The 16,352-nt window shown below is 57.2% G+C and carries 15 protein-coding genes and 2 pseudogenes; 4 read left to right on the top strand and 13 right to left on the bottom strand.

The annotated features are described in order from the left end of the window. Nucleotides 1-122 precede the first annotated feature (122 nt). Nucleotides 123-812 (bottom strand): phosphate regulon transcriptional regulator PhoB, encoded by a 690-nt coding sequence (gene phoB, locus KHP07_RS10235; RefSeq protein ID WP_003176964.1) that lies wholly within the window; start codon nt 810-812, stop codon nt 123-125. Between the two features lie 155 nt (nt 813-967). Between phoB and KHP07_RS10240 the strand changes: the two genes are divergently transcribed. Further along, nucleotides 968-1,345 (top strand): COG4315 family predicted lipoprotein, encoded by a 378-nt coding sequence (locus tag KHP07_RS10240; RefSeq protein WP_100491870.1) that lies wholly within the window; start codon nt 968-970, stop codon nt 1,343-1,345. 128 nt (nt 1,346-1,473) lie between these two features. On the opposite strand, the gene ubiA is transcribed toward KHP07_RS10240, so the two are convergent. Beyond that, nucleotides 1,474-2,364, bottom strand: coding sequence for a 4-hydroxybenzoate octaprenyltransferase (gene ubiA / locus KHP07_RS10245; RefSeq protein ID WP_214497149.1), 891 nt, complete (start codon nt 2,362-2,364; stop codon nt 1,474-1,476). Continuing rightward, nucleotides 2,364-2,927: a chorismate--pyruvate lyase family protein gene (locus KHP07_RS10250; RefSeq protein ID WP_214497150.1), complete on the bottom strand. Its 564-nt coding sequence runs from the start codon at nt 2,925-2,927 to the stop codon at nt 2,364-2,366. The genes ubiA and KHP07_RS10250 overlap by 1 nt, the downstream gene beginning before the upstream one ends. Nucleotides 2,928-3,121: 194 nt before the next feature. On the opposite strand from KHP07_RS10250, the gene KHP07_RS10255 reads away from it, so the two are divergent. From KHP07_RS10255 to KHP07_RS10265, 3 genes are all read left to right on the top strand, one after another. Next, nucleotides 3,122-3,289, top strand: coding sequence for a rubredoxin (locus KHP07_RS10255; protein WP_015886569.1), 168 nt, complete (start codon nt 3,122-3,124; stop codon nt 3,287-3,289). A gap of 37 nt (nt 3,290-3,326) precedes the next feature. Next, nucleotides 3,327-4,475: an NAD(P)/FAD-dependent oxidoreductase gene (locus KHP07_RS10260; protein WP_078050763.1), complete on the top strand. Its 1,149-nt coding sequence runs from the start codon at nt 3,327-3,329 to the stop codon at nt 4,473-4,475. Nucleotides 4,476-4,666: 191 nt separating this feature from the next. Next, on the top strand, nt 4,667-4,942 hold the full coding sequence (locus tag KHP07_RS10265) for an HU family DNA-binding protein (RefSeq protein WP_003176958.1): 276 nt from the start codon (nt 4,667-4,669) through the stop codon (nt 4,940-4,942). A gap of 112 nt (nt 4,943-5,054) precedes the next feature. On the opposite strand, the gene KHP07_RS10270 is transcribed toward KHP07_RS10265, so the two are convergent. The 10 genes and pseudogenes from KHP07_RS10270 to KHP07_RS10315 all read right to left on the bottom strand — a co-directional run bounded on the left by KHP07_RS10270 (nt 5,055) and on the right by KHP07_RS10315 (nt 16,320). After that, nucleotides 5,055-5,681 carry a hypothetical protein gene (locus KHP07_RS10270; RefSeq protein WP_100491872.1) on the bottom strand — a complete coding sequence of 209 codons (627 nt, stop codon included), beginning with the start codon at nt 5,679-5,681 and terminating at the stop codon, nt 5,055-5,057. Further along, on the bottom strand, nt 5,678-6,025 hold the full coding sequence (locus tag KHP07_RS10275; RefSeq protein WP_214497151.1) for an AHH domain-containing protein: 348 nt from the start codon (nt 6,023-6,025) through the stop codon (nt 5,678-5,680). The genes KHP07_RS10270 and KHP07_RS10275 overlap by 4 nt, the downstream gene beginning before the upstream one ends. An 8-nt stretch (nt 6,026-6,033) precedes the next feature. Next, nucleotides 6,034-6,186, bottom strand: a pseudogene (locus KHP07_RS10280) (RHS repeat-associated core domain-containing protein); the annotation flags it as partial. Nucleotides 6,187-6,267: 81 nt separating this feature from the next. Then, complete coding sequence (locus KHP07_RS10285; RefSeq protein WP_214497152.1) at nt 6,268-6,837, bottom strand: imm11 family protein; 570 nt, start codon at nt 6,835-6,837, stop codon at nt 6,268-6,270. Between the two features lie 108 nt (nt 6,838-6,945). Further along, entirely contained in the window at nt 6,946-7,386 is a 441-nt protein-coding gene (locus tag KHP07_RS10290; protein WP_214497153.1) for a hypothetical protein, read from the bottom strand. Continuing rightward, nucleotides 7,383-8,705 (bottom strand): annotated as a pseudogene (locus KHP07_RS10295) (RHS repeat-associated core domain-containing protein); the annotation flags it as partial. The pseudogene KHP07_RS10295 and the gene KHP07_RS10290, both read right to left, overlap by 4 nt. Nucleotides 8,706-8,867: 162 nt before the next feature. Then, nucleotides 8,868-9,530, bottom strand: a complete 663-nt coding sequence (locus KHP07_RS10300; RefSeq protein ID WP_214497154.1) for a hypothetical protein — start codon at nt 9,528-9,530, stop codon at nt 8,868-8,870. A 13-nt stretch (nt 9,531-9,543) separates the two neighbouring features. Further along, the gene (locus KHP07_RS10305) at nt 9,544-13,914 is read right to left on the bottom strand and encodes an RHS repeat-associated core domain-containing protein (RefSeq protein WP_250883521.1); all 4,371 of its coding nucleotides are present in this window, start codon (nt 13,912-13,914) and stop codon (nt 9,544-9,546) included. Between the two features lie 12 nt (nt 13,915-13,926). Then, nucleotides 13,927-14,361: a DcrB-related protein gene (locus tag KHP07_RS10310; protein ID WP_122729910.1), complete on the bottom strand. Its 435-nt coding sequence runs from the start codon at nt 14,359-14,361 to the stop codon at nt 13,927-13,929. 15 nt (nt 14,362-14,376) lie between these two features. Continuing rightward, nucleotides 14,377-16,320 carry a type VI secretion system Vgr family protein gene (locus KHP07_RS10315; RefSeq protein ID WP_214497155.1) on the bottom strand — a complete coding sequence of 648 codons (1,944 nt, stop codon included), beginning with the start codon at nt 16,318-16,320 and terminating at the stop codon, nt 14,377-14,379. Nucleotides 16,321-16,352: the final 32 nt, after the last annotated feature.

Genomic DNA, 16,352 nt, shown 5'->3' on the forward strand with positions numbered 1-16,352 from the left:
TGCCATGCCAGTTTTGGTTCACGATCGGTCCTTCGGACAGTGAAAAGTTTCAAGCTGCAAGCTTCAAGTCAGAGCAGATCAGCTTCTACTTGCCGCTTGTAGCTGAGAGCTTGCAGCTGAATTCAACCTTTGGTTGAAAAGCGGTAGCCCGTGCCGCGCACGGTTTGTACCAGATTCTCGTAGGCATCGCCCAAGGCTTTGCGCAGGCGCCGGATATGCACGTCCACGGTGCGCTCTTCCACATACACATTGCCGCCCCACACCTGGTCCAGCAATTGGCCACGGGTGTAGGCGCGTTCCTGGTGGGTCATGAAGAATTGCAGCAGGCGGTATTCGGTCGGGCCCATCTCGGCCGGCTTGCCGTCGATGGTCACGCGGTGGCTGATCGGATCCAGCAGCAGGCCGCCGACTTCGATAGGCGCCTCGCCATCGGTTGGGCCGGCGCGGCGCAATACGGCTTTCAGACGAGCGACCAACTCGCGTGGGGAAAACGGCTTGGTGATGTAGTCGTCGGCACCGACTTCCAGGCCCTGGATCTTGTTGTCCTCTTCGCCCTTGGCGGTGAGCATGATGATCGGTATGTCCCCGGTCAGCTCGTCACGCTTGAGGCGGCGGGCCAGTTCGATGCCGGAGGTGCCGGGCAGCATCCAGTCCAGCAGGATCAGGTCCGGCTTGCGGTCGACGATAATGGCATGGGCCTGCTGAGAGTTCTCCGCCTCCAGGCAGTCGTAGCCGGCCATTTCCAACGCAACGGCGATCATCTCGCGGATGGGCGCTTCGTCGTCAACAATCAGAATGCTCCTGCCAACCATGCTCAAAAATCCTCTTGTCATTTAACTGTCTTGCGCCGCATTAGATAACGGAATTATTGCAGTCGTGTGACAGTAATTTAGTCGCTCGGGCAATTCCCGCCTCTCTGGGCTACGCTTTGGGTCCGAATCCTGACAACCGAAAAAGGAAGGTTCCGATGACTTACAGCACGATTTCCTGGAAAGCCCTGCTGGTAACGGCCGCGTTGACGCTGCCGACCCTGGCATTTGCGGCGGAGCCAGCGATGACTAAAGACGGAATGCTGGTCGACCACAAGGGCATGACCCTCTACACCTTCGACAAGGATGCCGACGGCAAGTCAGTGTGCAAAGACCAATGTGCGACCAATTGGCCGCCGCTGAAGGCGGAGTCCACCGACACGTCGATGGGCAAATGGACCGTCATCACTCGCGACGACCAGACCAGCCAGTGGGCCTATGAGGGTAAGCCGGTCTACACCTACAAGGATGACCACAAGGCGGGCGATAAGACCGGTGATGGCAAGGGTGGGGCGTGGCACATCATCAAACCCTGATCACAGGGTACCGTTGAAAACATCGCGGGCAAGCCCGCTCTCACAGTGGAACGCATTCCAAATGTGGGAGCGGCGGTGCGACGATTCGACTTGCCCGCGAAGACGTAAGCCCGGCCGCCACAAAAACCTCAGCGCAACGCGTAATCCAGCACAATCCCGATAAATATCGCCAACCCCGCCCAGTGGTTGTGCAGGAACGCCTTGAAGCACTTCATCCGATCCTTGTCCTGGGTGTACCAGAATTCCCAGGCAAAACAGCCGGCCGCCGCCAGCAAGCCCAGGTGGAACCAGCCCCCCAGTTCGAACCGTGCGCCCGCCAGCAGCAGGCACGCCAGCGAAAGGCCCTGCAGGGTCAGGATGATCACGCGATCAGCTTCACCGAACAGAATGGCCGTGGATTTCACGCCGATCTTCAAGTCGTCATCGCGGTCGGTCATCGCATAATAAGTGTCGTAGCCCACCGTCCACAGCAGGTTGGCGATATACAGCAGCCACGCGGTGGCGGGCAGGCTGCCGGTCTCGGCGGTGAACGCCATCGGCATGCCCCACGAGAACGCCGCCCCCAGCACCACCTGTGGATAGTAGGTGTAACGCTTCATGAATGGGTAGCTCGCCGCCAGCGCCAGGCCGCCAAGGGACAGCAGGATGGTGGTGGCGTTGGTCAGCAGCACCAGCAGGAAACTGATGCCCATCAGCACCGCGAAAAACACCAGCGCCTCTTTCGAACTGATCTTGCCGCTCACCAGCGGCCGCTGTTCCGTGCGCTTTACATGGCCGTCGACCTTGCGGTCGGCCCAGTCGTTGATCACGCAGCCACCGGCGCGGGTCAGCACCACGCCCAAAACGAAAATCACGATATTGATCAAAGAGGGCGAGCCTTTGCCGGCGATCCACAGCGCCCACAGCGTCGGCCACAGCAGCAGGTAGATGCCGATGGGCTTGTCCATACGGGTCAGTTGGATGAAATCCCAAGCCCTGGGGTTCAGGTGATTCAGGGACTTGAGCAGACGTTGGTACATCAGCAGTTCTCCGGATGGGCGTGCAACGCGTGCCAGAAGCTGGGCAGAAAGATCTCCGCGACCAACACGCTCAAGGGGCCGCGATCAAAGCGTGAACGGCGTGCCCACAGACCGTCGACCTGATCCGCCACAGGCAGCCATTGTTGTGGGTAATGGCACACCTCGATTGCCTGGCGAGTGAATGCCTGGTCGCAGAACAGCAATTCGCCCAGCGAGCGACTGCCCAATTCATCCATATGCAAGCCGTCACCCTGTAAAGCGCTGCGTGCCGCCACACTGCGCGCGAACACCCAAGGCTGGCCGTGGCCACGCAAATACACCTCGCGCACCCAGCCGATACTGGCCGGTGGCAGTGCCAGGGCGGCGCATTCATCGTCGCGCAGCGGCTGCCAGCCCTCGAACAGCGGCGTCACGCTGAAACCATCGTTGGACAGCCACGTCAGCCGCCGCGTCAGCGAGTCTTCGTTGAACAGCCAATTGAGGGTCAGGGGCGCGGGCGCAGGGAGCAGACGGCTCTGGATCAGCCATTGGCAAGCATCGGGAGGGTCGATTGAGTGCGGCACGGTGAGTCAGTATTGGCAGCAAAAGAGGCGGCGAGCTTACCATGGCGTCCCGGGTTTTTGCCGGTCTGAACCGGCTGTTTGCGTCGATCGTGCTTGCATCTGCCGGCCCCGATCAGTACAAAACGCCCTGAGCCGCACGGCAACGTGGGTCTATCGACCGTCGGCCAAGATGCCTGACCCTGAGGAAGCAAGTGATGAAGAAGTGGCAATGTGTAGTCTGTGGCCTGATCTATGACGAGAAAGACGGCTGGCCGGATGACGGAATTCTGCCTGGCACCCGTTGGGAAGACGTCCCGGAAGACTGGCTGTGCCCGGACTGCGGCGTAGGCAAAATGGATTTCGAAATGATCGAAATCGGCTGATTTTTGGTTTTCAGATACGTACTACAAGGAGAAAGGAATGAACGCACCTGTCGTGATCATCGGCACAGGGTTGGCCGGCTACAACGTGGCCCGGGAGTTTCGCAAGCTCGACAGCGAGACCCCATTGCTGCTGATCACCGCGGATGACGGGCGCTCCTACTCCAAGCCCATGCTCTCCACCGGCTTTGGCAAGAACAAGGAAGCCGATGGCCTGAGCATGGCTGAACCCGGCGCCATGGCTGAGCAACTCAAGGCCGAAGTGCGCACTCACACCCGCGTCAGCGGCATCGACCCCGGCCACAAGCGCTTGTGGATTGGTGAGGAAGCGGTGGCTTACCGCGACCTGATCCTGGCCTGGGGCGCAGAAACCGTGCGTGTGCCGGTTGAGGGCGATGCGGCTGAACTGATTTTCCCGATCAACGACCTCGAAGACTACGCACGCTTTCGTGCCGCTGCTGCCGGCAAGCGCCGCGTACTGCTGCTCGGCGCCGGCCTGATCGGCTGCGAGTTCGCCAACGACCTGATCCTTGGCGGCTATGAGATCGACCTGGTAGCGCCGTGCGAGCAGGTCATGCCAACCTTGCTGCACCCGGCCGCCGCCGCAGCGGTACAGGCTGGCCTTGAAGGCCTCGGCGCACGCTTCCACCTGGGCCCGGTGCTCAATCGGCTGCAGCGCACTGCTGACGGCCTGGAAGCCCATCTGTCGGACGGTGAAGTGATCGCCTGCGACCTGGTGGTCTCCGCCATCGGGCTGCGCCCGCGTGTCGACCTGGCCGCCGCCGCCGGCCTGCAGACCAACCGCGGGATCATGGTGGACCGCCACCTCAAGACCTCCCACGCCAATATCTACGCCCTGGGCGACTGCGCCGAGGTTGACGGCCTTAATCTGCTGTACGTAATGCCACTGATGAGCTGCGCCCGCGCCCTGGCCCAGACTCTGGCAGGCAACGCCACCGCCGTCAGCTACGGCCCGATGCCGGTGACCGTCAAGACGCCGGTCTGCCCGCTGGTGGTCTCGCCACCGCCACGCGGAACCGAAGGCGTCTGGAGCGTGGAAGGCGAGGGCGCCGACATCAAGGCCCTGTGCCGCGATGCCAGTGGCCGTCTGCTGGGTTACGCACTGACCGGCACTGCGGTGATGGAAAAACTGGCCCTCAATAAAGAACTTCCGCCGTTGCTGGCGTAAATACCGGTCGTTCTGTCGGATTAAGCACGTTTTTCCCACTAGAAAGGTCGCCGCTAGACTGGCGCGGCGTCCGATGGCATGCCATCCTCACTCCCGTCTGCCGCAGAGTAGAGCCTGCGGCGCTTTGGGCGCTGCTCCAGAAGAGAGCAGCACGGACATAACAACAAAAAACCGTCAAAGAGGCTTCACTTATGCGTAAACCAGAACTCGCAGCCGCCATCGCTGAAAAAGCCGATCTCACCAAAGAACAGGCCAACCGCGTCCTCAACGCCGTTCTCGAAGAAATCACCGGCGCCCTGCACCGCAAGGACAGCGTCACCCTGGTTGGCTTCGGCACCTTCCTGCAACGCCATCGCGGCGCCCGCACTGGCAAAAACCCTCAAACCGGTGAGCCGGTGAAAATCAAGGCCAGCAACACGGTTGCGTTCAAGCCAGGCAAATCGCTGAAAGACACTGTTAACGCGTAAGAGCGTTACCGTCTCGAAGGGGGCGGGGTGGTAGGAGAGATGGGCACGCCGACTGGGTCGGGTGCCCATTTTTTGTAGGCTGGAGAATGTCTGGCCAGTAGTAACCTCCCGGTTACAACTCCCCCCAAGGATCAAATTTATAAGTGGCATCCAACGGTGTGAACGCTAGCCCAAAGAGCGCCTTGGATTCGAACATCGCCTTGAATTCAGCCGAACAGACCGTTTCGTTAATATCCGTGCATAGAAACAGGTGTTGATGAATACCCGGTTTTATCTTGAATGATTCGATGGACTCAAAAACGATAGCGGGTACATCACTTTCTTCTGGTGTCTTGAGTTTGCCGGTGTATTTGTCGCGGTCGATGGTGAATACCGAATGCTCAAGATCAAGCAGGCTGAGTCGGGCGGTCGGAACGAAAAGGTTGTAGCGTTTTTCAGGTGTTTTTTTTCCTTTTAACTCTATCTCGACCTGACGCGTGATATGAGGAATTTCGAGCGTTGCGCAGATGTTCAAGACGGCATCTGTCGCCAGCAACTCCTCAATCATGAGGTCCGCTTTCAACTCCTTGATCTTGGCCTTGACTTTATAAGCGCTAGCAAACTGACTCTCATCCGGTGTTTCTGAAGGGTAATGAAACTCCGGGACGCCAGGAGTCCAGTCCGACTCAAAGAAGCTGGGCGCATCCGTCCCGTTGGTGTGGTAGTTCACGATGAAGAAATCAGCGCTGGCGCCGGTCATAAAAGTCGTCCTGTAACTGCATCAGTTTTGAAGAGGCCATTCTGCAGCCCGCCGCTCGCCCATTTTTGGATGTTCGAGACTTCCAGTGCGAGGTCCATATCAGATAACCCGGCTTGTTGTTTGTTCAAGCTCCTGAGCCTGTCCCTGACAGCATCGGTGTACTTGTTATGGTTCGACCAATGTCCAGGAAGCTGCGTTTTAGCGGCAAGGTCCTTTGATCCTGGCAGGAAAGCACCGTTGGAGGCGCCATCCGGGTCCCAACCTATCTTTTTCAGCCTGGAGAACATTTTGCCGAACTCTTTGTGTTTGATCAGCTCCTCGGGTATCAGGTGATGGTTGGCCATACCGTCACCTTTGCGAGCCCCATGTTCTTGCCTAGCTTCGTCGAGCACCAGCCCAGTGGGTCACTCCAGCCCAGAGGGTTGGTGGCGTACTGATAGAGGTTAATGCCGCCCAGCAATCCAACCGGGTCTTCTGTAGTGAATCTGCCGATATCGGGGTCATAAAGATAAAGGGGTCAGATTTATTTATAGTCCCTATCCGGATTAAATAGATCCGTCCCATTTATTGTTGTCCCCTTTATTGTTCAGACTTGGATACCTTTGGAGCAGTCTACGAATCGAAGACCTTTAAGCTGGGATGCTTCGCATTGCTGCTTGAACTGCTGGGAAACAAAGATGCGTTGTGAACTTTCCTTAGCTCTCACGATATGGTGATTGCCTAAGGTAGCAGGTGGCAGACTTTGAAGCGTGGTGAATTTCAGAGGACCATCCGGCATAAAGCTGAACATGGGACCATATAGAGAGTTATTCAAATCAATACAAGGAAGTACCTGGATCACATTGAATACATAGTAACCTTCCAGCTTTTCTTCTTTTAGATAAACGCTGGCAGGAAAAAGCTGAGCGTCTTTCGGGAATTTGCGCAGTACGTTGGCCATTGCCTCGCTTACAAATTCAAGCGTGTCACTTTGAAGAAGATCGAAGGACATTAAGCGAGATGCGCTGATCTTATTTTTATTTCTAAAGGTTGGGGTGGTAGCAATTGATGATTGCTCTTCTCCACTAATAAACAATAGGTGGTCGGGAGATTTTTTCTGGTCGTATTTGAACCAGTAAATTTCTGAATAATTTTCACTGATTTCTAATAGGTACATATTATTTCCCGCAGCGACCTGCTTGAGTTGCGACCTAAGGGGTCAGATTTATTTACAGTCTCTATCCGGATTAAATAGATCCGTCCCCTTTATTGTTTGGGCTCACTATCAAGTGTGGCCTGGTATCCAGAATAGATTTTTACCTCCGGATTTAATGATTTTCTCAACCAGTTCAGTAAATGATTTTGCGATCAGTGTGCTCTCATCGGCCGTCGGGTAACTGTCCCAGAATGAGTCGTAGCAATAGCCAAATTGCGGGCCGGGTGTCAGATCAATTGAAATTATTTGATCTTCACATTTAACCAGCGCGTACCAGTTAGCGGAGTCTGGGTCCTCCAAGTCTTCGTTCATGACGACAAAGTCGGAACGTTCAAGCTCTGGCGCCTGAATCGTAAAGCTGTACTGTGCCTTTGGATAGAAAACAGCGCTGCTGTAATGCTTATAAAAATCGGCCAAGTCATCGGGGACGAGATTACTCGGCAACCCAGTAGAAGGTGCTGTCGTGCAGTCAGAATTCTCTATCAAATCAACGATTTTACTCAGGCTCATCTTCCGCATCCCTTCCGCAGGTAGTTTTTCATTGCTTTGTTGTACAAACCGCGTGAAGCCTTCGGGAAACCTTTAGCTTCGGCGGCCTTAAACATTTTGTTGGAAAGTCTGAGTATTTCGAATTTCGATACCTTCTTCCAATCGAAACCTTTAAAGCCCCGTTTCCCGGTTTTCTTCTGAACCCAGTCTTTAGCAACCTCTTTGGTCGCATTGTGTTGATCTACAGTCATCACTACGGTTGGTGTCTGGCCGTTTCGAGATACGTAGTCCTTGATGTTGTGCTTGGACCACGCATCGAGTATCCCGTGATGTTTCTCGAAGCCAGGTGCGCTTTTTCCATAATCTATAATGTCACCCGGTTTTGCCGGTGCCCAGCCCAGTGGATCGATCCACGTGATGGGATTCGGTGAGTATTGATAGAGATTGATGCCACCCGCCAACCCAATCGGATCCGGCGTCGTAAACCGTCCCACATCCGGATCATAAAACCGAAACGTGTTGTAGTGCAGTCCGATCTCTCGATCCAGATACTGCCCCTGAAACCGTAGATTTTGCTCTTCGATAAAGTACGGTTCACGCACCTCCTCAACCGTATTCCCCCACACCCGATACCGCGCCTGCCACACCGTCTTCCCGTCGGCTTCAGTCAGTTGCTCCGGCAACCCGTTCAGGTCGTTGTGGTAGTAGCGCACACTTTGATGCTCGCCCGTCCCATCCACTCGGGCCAGCGGCGCATAGCTGTCTTCTTCATAGATGTAGAGGCTGGTCTGGCTATGCCGATGCTCCTGCAACAGGCGCAAACCTTCCCAATCGAATCGGGTTTCACCCAGCGGGTAGCCGTTGTTGTCATGTTCGGTTTTAGCGATGCGCCGGCCAAGCGGGTCATAGGTCATTTTCACAACCGTTTCCCGTCCGTCCTTCTGGCTGCGCACTTCGATCAGCCGGTGCTCGGCGTCGTAGGCGAAGGTTTCACGCTGGCCGTGCAGGCTGTCCTGGCTGGCGATGATGCGGCCGGTGGCGTCGTAGTGCAGCAACTGGCGGTGTTGCGCAGCGGATTGTTGGTCGAGTTTGCCTATCAGGTTGCCGAGTTCGTCGTAGTGGTGTTGCAGGTTGCCCGCCGAACTCTGCTCGCAAAGCAGTTGGCCGAGGGCGTCGTAGGCAAAGCCCAGGGCTTGGGCATTGCCCTGCGAATCGGTGAAGGTGACAGCCGTGAGCTGGCCCACCGCGTCGTAGTGGTAGTCGGTGCGGCCATCGTCGGTGGTCTTGGCGACGAGCCGGCCAACCGCATCACGTTCCAGCCGATGGACGCTAGGCGAAGGCGTAAGCTAGGGCCAGCCCCGTTAACTGAAGATTGGGATTGAGCACAATATGATCTTGTCTTTCGGTAAACGAGCCTTGATCGGTGCTCGTTTTTTGCTAGCGTAGTGAACATGACTACAGGAAGCATCCGAGGGCTGTTGATGGTTTCATGTGCTGTGTACTCAAGTAAATTGAACGAGGAAATAGCCACCCACATCTCCCTCTTTCATCTTTTTCGCTCGATTATCGGCAAATATATAGCCGATACCACCACCGAATATCCCTTCGTGGTTAGGACTTATTTTCGCGATGTCAGCGTCGATTAGCTGAGCCAAAAAATAGTAGCGAGGGCTTTCATACAAAGGGTCTTGCAACCACGCGGGGCGCCCGAGAGCCTTGCTGATACCGGCGCCACAGTCCAAGTCTTCCAGTTCTTCCTCCATTTGTTTGGAAGTCAGTGGCTGCTGGGCAATGTACGTTCGCGGAATCGGATCAACCAACGTAACGGGTGTGAGTTCGGAAGTCGCTAGTGCGTGAAGCAGAACTTTGCTATGGCCAAGTTGAAGTTTCTCCATCTCGCTTTGTTGATGGACAGTCAACTTGCGTATAGATGACCGTGTGTACGTTTCGTCAACTCGCTCAACGGAGACGAACACCGTAAGCGCCATCCCGGAGGGTATGAATGGAACGTCCAAGAACGTTGAGGTCATCGTAATCACCGGCAGCATAAGCTGACCGGATTGCGGGTCTTTAGGCCACAGATCAAGGTCTGTAAGCCACGCACCTCCGCCTATTTGTCCAAGGTTATGGTCTTGCTCTGAGAGAATAATTTGATTGATACCCATAGCCCGTGATCCTTTAGAAACAACCTTTTCGTTTGGCGAATGACGCGGCAGAGCGCCTCGCGGTCCTGGCTTGTTGTTGCGTGATGATGCCGGTTTTGACCAGTGAGTTGTGTATGGCTTGGGACATGAGGCGAATCTCCAGCTTCCCGCGCTTAAGCATCTGATTGGGTCCCATCCCACGAGCGCGCCGCAAACGATTCTCCTCGGCATGCACCATGTCGTGATGCTCGGGAGAGAGGGCAATCGACGGGTTGCCTTTATAACGCCGACCTTTGGCGATACCTTTTTCTTCCAGAAATTTATTGCGGACAATCTCGTGTGCTTCCAGTCCATCATTCTTGTGGGCCTTTGCACCGTAACCTGCCACTTCGCCTTCTTTGAGCAGGCCAAGCGGATCGATCCACCCGGAGGTATTGGGTGCGTATTGGTAAAGGTTATAGCCACCCGCCAACCCAATCGGATCCGGCGTCGTAAACCGCCCCACATCCGGATCATAAAACCGAAACGTGTTGTAGTGCAGTCCGATCTCTCGATCCAGATACTGCCCCTGAAACCGTAGATTTTGCTCTTCGATAAAGTACGGTTCACGCATCTCCCCAACCGTATTCCCCCACACCCGATACCGCGCCTGCCACACTGTCTTCCCGTCGGCTTCAGTCAGTTGCTCCGGCAACCCGTTCAGGTCGTTGTGGTAGTAGCGCACACTTTGATGCTCGCCCGTCCCATCCACTCGGGCTAGCGGCGCATAGCTGTCTTCTTCATAGATGTAGAGGCTGGTCTGGCTATGCCGATGCTCCTGCAACAGGCGCAAACCTTCCCAATCGAATCGGGTTTCACCCAGCGCGTAGCCGTTGTTGTCATGTTCGGTTTTAGCGATGCGCCGGCCAAGCGGGTCATAGGTCATTTTCACAACCGTTTCCCGTCCTTCCTTCTGGCTCCGCACTTCGATCAACCGGTGCTCGGCGTCGTAGGCGAAGCGTTGCAAGCCACGTGCAGCGCTGCGTTTTTCGATCATTCGACCAAAACCGTCATAACGGTAGCGCTTGTCCTGATAAGTCAGCAGCTTGTTATGCACGACCAGCCCTGCACTGGATGGCGGCCCGTCCAGCAAGTTGGCGGCGGCGTCGTAGGCGAAGGTTTCCTGCTGGCCTTGAGCGTTGTCCTGGCTGGCGATGATGCGACCGGTCGCGTCGTAGTGCAGCAGTTGACGCTGGTCCCGATGCTTGTCGCGGTCGCGTTCCAGGCGACCGATCAGGTTATCGGCCGGGTCGTAGTCGAAGTGTTTTTGCTGGGCGGCCGGCAGTTGCGTGGGCTGGCCATTGGGGCGGCGTATCCGTGAGCGCAGGCGGCCGCTGCGATCGTATTCGCTGCGCGTGGTGATCTGGCCTTGGGTACGCAGCACTTCGCGGTGCAGGCGGTCGCGCTCGAAGTCGCTGATGACGCGGCCGTCGAGGTTGATCTGGTGGAGGTGACCGCTGCCGTAGTACAGGCGATTGAGCCAGCGGCCATCGGGCAGTTGGGTCTGGATCAGGTTGCCGAGTTCATCGTAGTGATGGTTCAGGCTGCCGGCGGCGCTTTGTTCGGTAATCAGTTGACCAAGCGGATCGTAGGCAAAGGCCAAAGCCTGGGTGGTTTCATCATTACCTGTGAAAGTGACGGCGGTGAGCTGGTCCACCGGATCGTAGGCGTATTCGGTACGGCCATCATCGGTAACTTTCACCAGCAAGCGACCAACCGCATCGCGTTCCAGGCGATGCACGATAGGGGACGGCACTGCCAGTCCTTCATTCGAGGGAACGTACTCTAAGGCAGCCAGATTATCCAACGCATCATAGTCATAACGTCGAGCACTGCCGTCCAAGTCTTGCTGTTCCGTGAGGCGGTCTCCCTCGTCCCAGGCAAAACGGTAGCTTTCCGCGTTTTCATTGGTCAGGGTTTGTAACCGACCATAGGCGTCGTAGCGGAACTCAATTTGCCTGCCGTGGGCATCTATTCGTTGGCGCACTTGCCCGCGACGGCCGTATTGGTAGCGAGTGGTGTGACCCGCAGCGTCGGTCCAGCCGATCAACAGACCGCTGGTGTCGCGCAGGTACAGCTCGGTGCGACCGTCCGGCAATTCAGTTTGCAGCAAGCGGCCTTGGCAATCGTGTTGATAACGTTGCCGTTCGCCCAAGGCGTCGATGACTACCTGCAAGTGGCCCTGGCGATCGTACTCAAACGCTGTGGGGTACCCCGAACAATCGACATGCTGAATTAACTGTCCGGTTTCATTCCAACGCAGAGTTTTGCTTTTGCCCGTGGCGTCGATGATCTCCACCACCTGACCAAACTTATCGTAGCGATACCGTGTGACATGTCCCAAGGGGTCGATTTCACTGACGCAATTACCCCGTTGGTCGTACTGATATTGCCACGCGTGGCCTGCCGCATCGGTCTCCACTAAGGGCAGCGACCAATGCTCCAGCCACAATGTGGATTCGATACGCCCCAACGGATCCTGAGTGCTGCACAGGTTGCCGGATTCATCGTAGCCGAACTGCCATTTACCGCCTTGAGGATCAATTGCACCGAGCAACTGGCGCTCGTCGTTCCACTCGAATTGCCAAGTCTTCCCCAGATTGTCGGTGTACTCGGTGATCTGGTACTGCGGGTTCCAGCGGCGCGTGCTGACGCGTTGCAAGCCGTCTGTAATATGGGTCACACCGGCCGACAGGTCATAGTCGAATCGGTACTCGTCACCTTCGTCGGTCCAGTGCCGCACCACACGCCATTCGCTATCGTCCACGCATTCCCACTGGTAGTAGCAACGTAGCCCGGCGGGTAGTTGGTGCTCGACCATGCGCTGGCCAGCGTCATAGGCGAAGCGACGTTGCACGTTTGTGGCGGCGTCGCGAACTTCGGCCAGGTCGCCGCGAGTGTCGTAGGCATAGCTGACGAGGGTTTCTCGACTGTGATCGGGGTACACGCGATCGACTCGCTCTACCCGCGCCGGCCATTGTTGGCTATAGCCCAACTCGACGCGCACATGATCGAAAGTATCTCGTAATTGGTTCAGCCGACCCTGGGCGTCATAATCGAGAAAAATGCGGTTGTCATTGCGATCCCCTAACTGGCTGAGGCGCAGTTGCGAAGGGGTGTCTGGCGTTGGCTCGAACAGTCGATAGAGTCCATCAACGCTTTCAATCAGTAGTTGGCCATTGGTATTGCGCCGCACGCTCAAGCCTTCACCGGCGCTGAATACAGCTCCACCCAGCGGGATCACGCCCATGTCGATCTGGCGCGCTTGCTCATCGGTATAGACCAGTCGCTCGCCACCTTCGGGGTGTGCGCCAATCTCGACAAACACTTCGTAGATCACGCTCCAGCTGGCGCCGAACAGGCCATTTCGACGTTCGTCTCGGCTGCTGTAGTAGCGCTGCCATTCGATAGGGAGAAGGCCGGGCAAGGCGAAGTCCAGGTCGTCCTCGCCATCAAGTATTTTCGCGCCCGTCGAGCTATGCACCGGGTTGGGCGAGCCAACCACTGCAGAGGAAATGGCGTTGGTAACCTGGCTGGTGCCCCACGACACCAGTCCGCCCACCACCATGCACGGCAGCTTGCTGAAGAACTTCGAACCACCGCCGCGCAGCATCAACAGTGCTGTCACCGCCAACCCAACACCCGGCGTCTTGCCGCTGCGAATCTCGCGGACCACCACCGGACTACCGCCAATGCGCACGTTGCTGGAGATCATCCCCGATTCGACAATCGAAGCATCGCAGGTGCTGCGGTCACCGCTACGGGCGGCTGGCTGACCGTTGATAGTGACCTTGCTGGAGCCTTCGGCAATAAACTGCGGCGGCATCGGCGGATGCTTGGTGCAGATCACGATATCCAGCGGCTTGGGTACTGCGCCTGGCGCAGGAACCGCTACTGTGGGGCGCCACATCTGCGAGAAAAAACCCTTGGCCATGTCCAGGTAGCTGGCTTCTTCGGGACTGCCACCTTCGGCGAGTTGCGAGCTAACCGGACCGATAGCACCAGCGGCACGTGCAGACGGTATGCCGTTGGTGAAGGTGTTGTGTGAGCCGGTGGCGATCGTCGCCATCACCACCGGCGGAAATAACGCGTTGCCTATCCAGTCGCAAACCTTTGTCAGTCCCTTGTCCGCCCCCGTCTTGCTCATGCCGATACCGACGATGATTCCCACCACCGCGCCGAGCACAAAACAGCCGAGGCCGCCGGTAACGACGGTAATACCGGTCGCGGCCACGATCGCAGCAGTGGCTACCGCTGTAATAGCGATATTGGCTGCGATTTCCAGCACGCCGCCCAGGATGTCGGCCATAACCGAGGTATGTAGCAGGCTGTCGCCGAGGCGTGCCGCCCAGAGTGCGTCAGACATGGAGGAAGGGCTTCAAGGCTTCGGATTCAGCAGCAGGGTGTTTTTGATCGTTGCCCAGTGGACATTTTCAGCGTCGCCCAGAGGCTGGGCTTTGACATAGCTCAGGGCAAGCATCTGCTGGGTGCCCGGTACAACCAGCGCCAACTGGTATTGATAGATACGCTCGGCGCCCTTGCTGAACTGGTTATGTACTTCGATGGCGTCGACATCCTGCGCCGCGCCCACGCGAACTACCTGCGCCGGTTGGTAGCGCAAGTCTTGCACCTGTTTCTCGAGTTTGACCAGTTGGCCTTCGAAGTTGCTTTGCAGTGTTTCACCATCGCCGAGCAGGCTACGGCTGACGATCAACGATGTGCCTAGCGCGGCGAACTTCAGGATATTGACGGACGCATCCTGCACCTCATCGCTGGGCAGTGTGAATTGCAGTTCATTGAGTCGATAGGTCATGAAACTAGGATCTCGTTATTGGCCGGAAGGCGGCTTTGGAAACATGGAATTGACGGCAGCGTCGATTTCGCCTTTGACCCCTTGGCCCATGGGCGTAGTGCCGCCCTTACCGCCAATGTTCAGGTGCAAGTTGCCCCCGGTGTTGATCTCGGAGCTGCCTTCGGAGTACACGTTAATCTGCACGCCGGTGAGGTTGATCTGCCCGCTGGCGTTGAGCTCCAGCACGCTCTTGCCACAGACCAGACGCAGGTTTTCACCCACTTCGATCAGATAGCTTTTACTGATGGCATCGGTCTTGCTGAACCCCACCATGAGCATGTCGTCATGCTTGACCGCACGCACGCGGTCGTTGCCGACCGTTACTACCTCGTCATGCCCAATGCTCTTATTCCGGTCATGCCCCACCGAATGGCTTTCATCCACCTCGACCACGATGTCCTGATTACGCTCGGCATGGATATACAACTGCTCCAACCCCTTCTTGTCCTCCATACGGATTTCATTGAAGTTGGCCGGCGTGCCGCCCTTGCTCGAACGGCTTTTCATGCCGCTCTGGGTGGCGTTTTCCGGCAGGTCGTAAGGCACGGTCTGCTCGGCGTTGTAGACCCGTCCGGTGATGATCGGCCGGTCGGGGTCGCCCTCAAGGAAGCTCACAATCACTTCCTGGCCGATCCGTGGGATCTGCATCGAGCCCCAGTTCTTGCCGGCCCAGGATTGCGACACACGAATCCAGCACGAGCTGTTTTCGTTGGACTGGTCGTGGCGGTCCCAATAGAAATGCACCTTCACCCGGCCGTACTGGTCGGTCCAGATTTCCTCGCCTTTGGGGCCGACCACCAGCGCGGTCTGCGGGCCTTTGACGATAGGGCGGTGGGTGCTGGCCAACGGGCGGAAGCTCTGCTGGGCGTCGATGCAGGTGAGGCTGCTTTCGAACTGTGCCGAGCCCGAACCGCCGCCGCTTTCCAGGCTTTCCTGGACGATGTAGTAGCGGCAGCCGACGATCAGGTATTCGCGGTTCTGGTCCTGGCGGCTGAAGCCGGTGAGGCTGAACAAATGGCCCGAACCCAGGCCACGGGCATTGCCGCTGAACTCGATCTGTTCATGCAGGGTTTGCAGCGCTTCGATGCGGGTGCGGGCATAGTGTTCGCCGTCCTCGCTTTGCACGTAGGTGCCGGGGTAGTCGTACAGCGGGTAGTCGCCGGCGGTGTGCGGGCGCGGCATGGCCGAGCGTACGTCGATGCTGGCGCTGGGGCGCTGGAAATCGTAGTCGTTGAGCTCCAGCGAGCCGGGCTGCACCTCCTGCGCCAGGTGCCAGTTGTGCATATGGTCGCGTTCGCGTTGCTGCTCGTCCTTGGGGTAGTACGGGATCGACGCGTAGCCCGGCACCGTGGTGTGGGCACCGTAGGCATCGGCCAGCACCAGTACATGGCGGTCCTGCTCATGGCGGAAGAAGTAGTAAATACCTTCCTGCTCCATCAAGCGGCTGACGAAATCGAAGCTGGTCTCGCGGTACTGCACGCAGTATTCCCACTCGCGGTATGGCCGGCTCAGGGCGTCTTCGAAGTCGGAAAAACCCAGGTCACGGAACACCTGCTTGATGATCTGCGGGATGCTCAGGTTCTGGAAAATCCGGCAATCGGAGGTACGGCTGAGCAACCACAGCCAAGGGCGCAGCGTCACCTGATAACTGGCGAACTGGCCCTGATCGATGTTCTGGCTGCACCGTGCGACGATGCCGTGGAAGTGCCGCTCGCCACCGTCCGCCAATTGCAGGCCCACGCTCATGGGTTTGCCGAGCAACTGGTTGAGGTCGATGTTGGCGTCCAGGGACGTCAGTTGCAGCTCGTAGTTGAACAGCCTGCCCAGCTCCTCGCCACCGCCCATTTCATTGAGCAACAGCACATCCGGCCCGAGGGGGCTGGTGATTTTGGCCAGGCGTGAGGCTTGGTTGAATAGCATCGGTTAACCCGTAAATGACTTGATAACTGAAG

The sequence above is a fragment of the Pseudomonas sp. VS40 genome (assembly GCF_018587885.1).
Taxonomy (GTDB): Bacteria; Pseudomonadota; Gammaproteobacteria; order Pseudomonadales; family Pseudomonadaceae; genus Aquipseudomonas; species Aquipseudomonas pergaminensis.

Bases quoted from the DNA above. Each gene is read 5' to 3' on its own strand.
- phoB (WP_003176964.1), bottom strand. From the start codon at position 812: ATGGTTGGCAGGAGCATTCTGATTGTTGACGACGAAGCGCCCATCCGC.
- KHP07_RS10240 (WP_100491870.1), top strand. From the start codon at position 968: ATGACTTACAGCACGATTTCCTGGAAAGCCCTGCTGGTAACGGCCGCG.
- ubiA (WP_214497149.1), bottom strand. From the start codon at position 2,364: ATGTACCAACGTCTGCTCAAGTCCCTGAATCACCTGAACCCCAGGGCT.
- KHP07_RS10255 (WP_015886569.1), top strand. From the start codon at position 3,122: ATGAAGAAGTGGCAATGTGTAGTCTGTGGCCTGATCTATGACGAGAAA.
- KHP07_RS10260 (WP_078050763.1), top strand. From the start codon at position 3,327: ATGAACGCACCTGTCGTGATCATCGGCACAGGGTTGGCCGGCTACAAC.
- KHP07_RS10265 (WP_003176958.1), top strand. From the start codon at position 4,667: ATGCGTAAACCAGAACTCGCAGCCGCCATCGCTGAAAAAGCCGATCTC.
- KHP07_RS10270 (WP_100491872.1), bottom strand. From the start codon at position 5,681: ATGACCGGCGCCAGCGCTGATTTCTTCATCGTGAACTACCACACCAAC.
- KHP07_RS10275 (WP_214497151.1), bottom strand. From the start codon at position 6,025: ATGGCCAACCATCACCTGATACCCGAGGAGCTGATCAAACACAAAGAG.
- KHP07_RS10285 (WP_214497152.1), bottom strand. From the start codon at position 6,837: ATGTACCTATTAGAAATCAGTGAAAATTATTCAGAAATTTACTGGTTC.
- KHP07_RS10290 (WP_214497153.1), bottom strand. From the start codon at position 7,386: ATGAGCCTGAGTAAAATCGTTGATTTGATAGAGAATTCTGACTGCACG.
- KHP07_RS10300 (WP_214497154.1), bottom strand. From the start codon at position 9,530: ATGGGTATCAATCAAATTATTCTCTCAGAGCAAGACCATAACCTTGGA.
- KHP07_RS10305 (WP_250883521.1), bottom strand. From the start codon at position 13,914: ATGTCTGACGCACTCTGGGCGGCACGCCTCGGCGACAGCCTGCTACAT.
- KHP07_RS10310 (WP_122729910.1), bottom strand. From the start codon at position 14,361: ATGACCTATCGACTCAATGAACTGCAATTCACACTGCCCAGCGATGAG.
- KHP07_RS10315 (WP_214497155.1), bottom strand. From the start codon at position 16,320: ATGCTATTCAACCAAGCCTCACGCCTGGCCAAAATCACCAGCCCCCTC.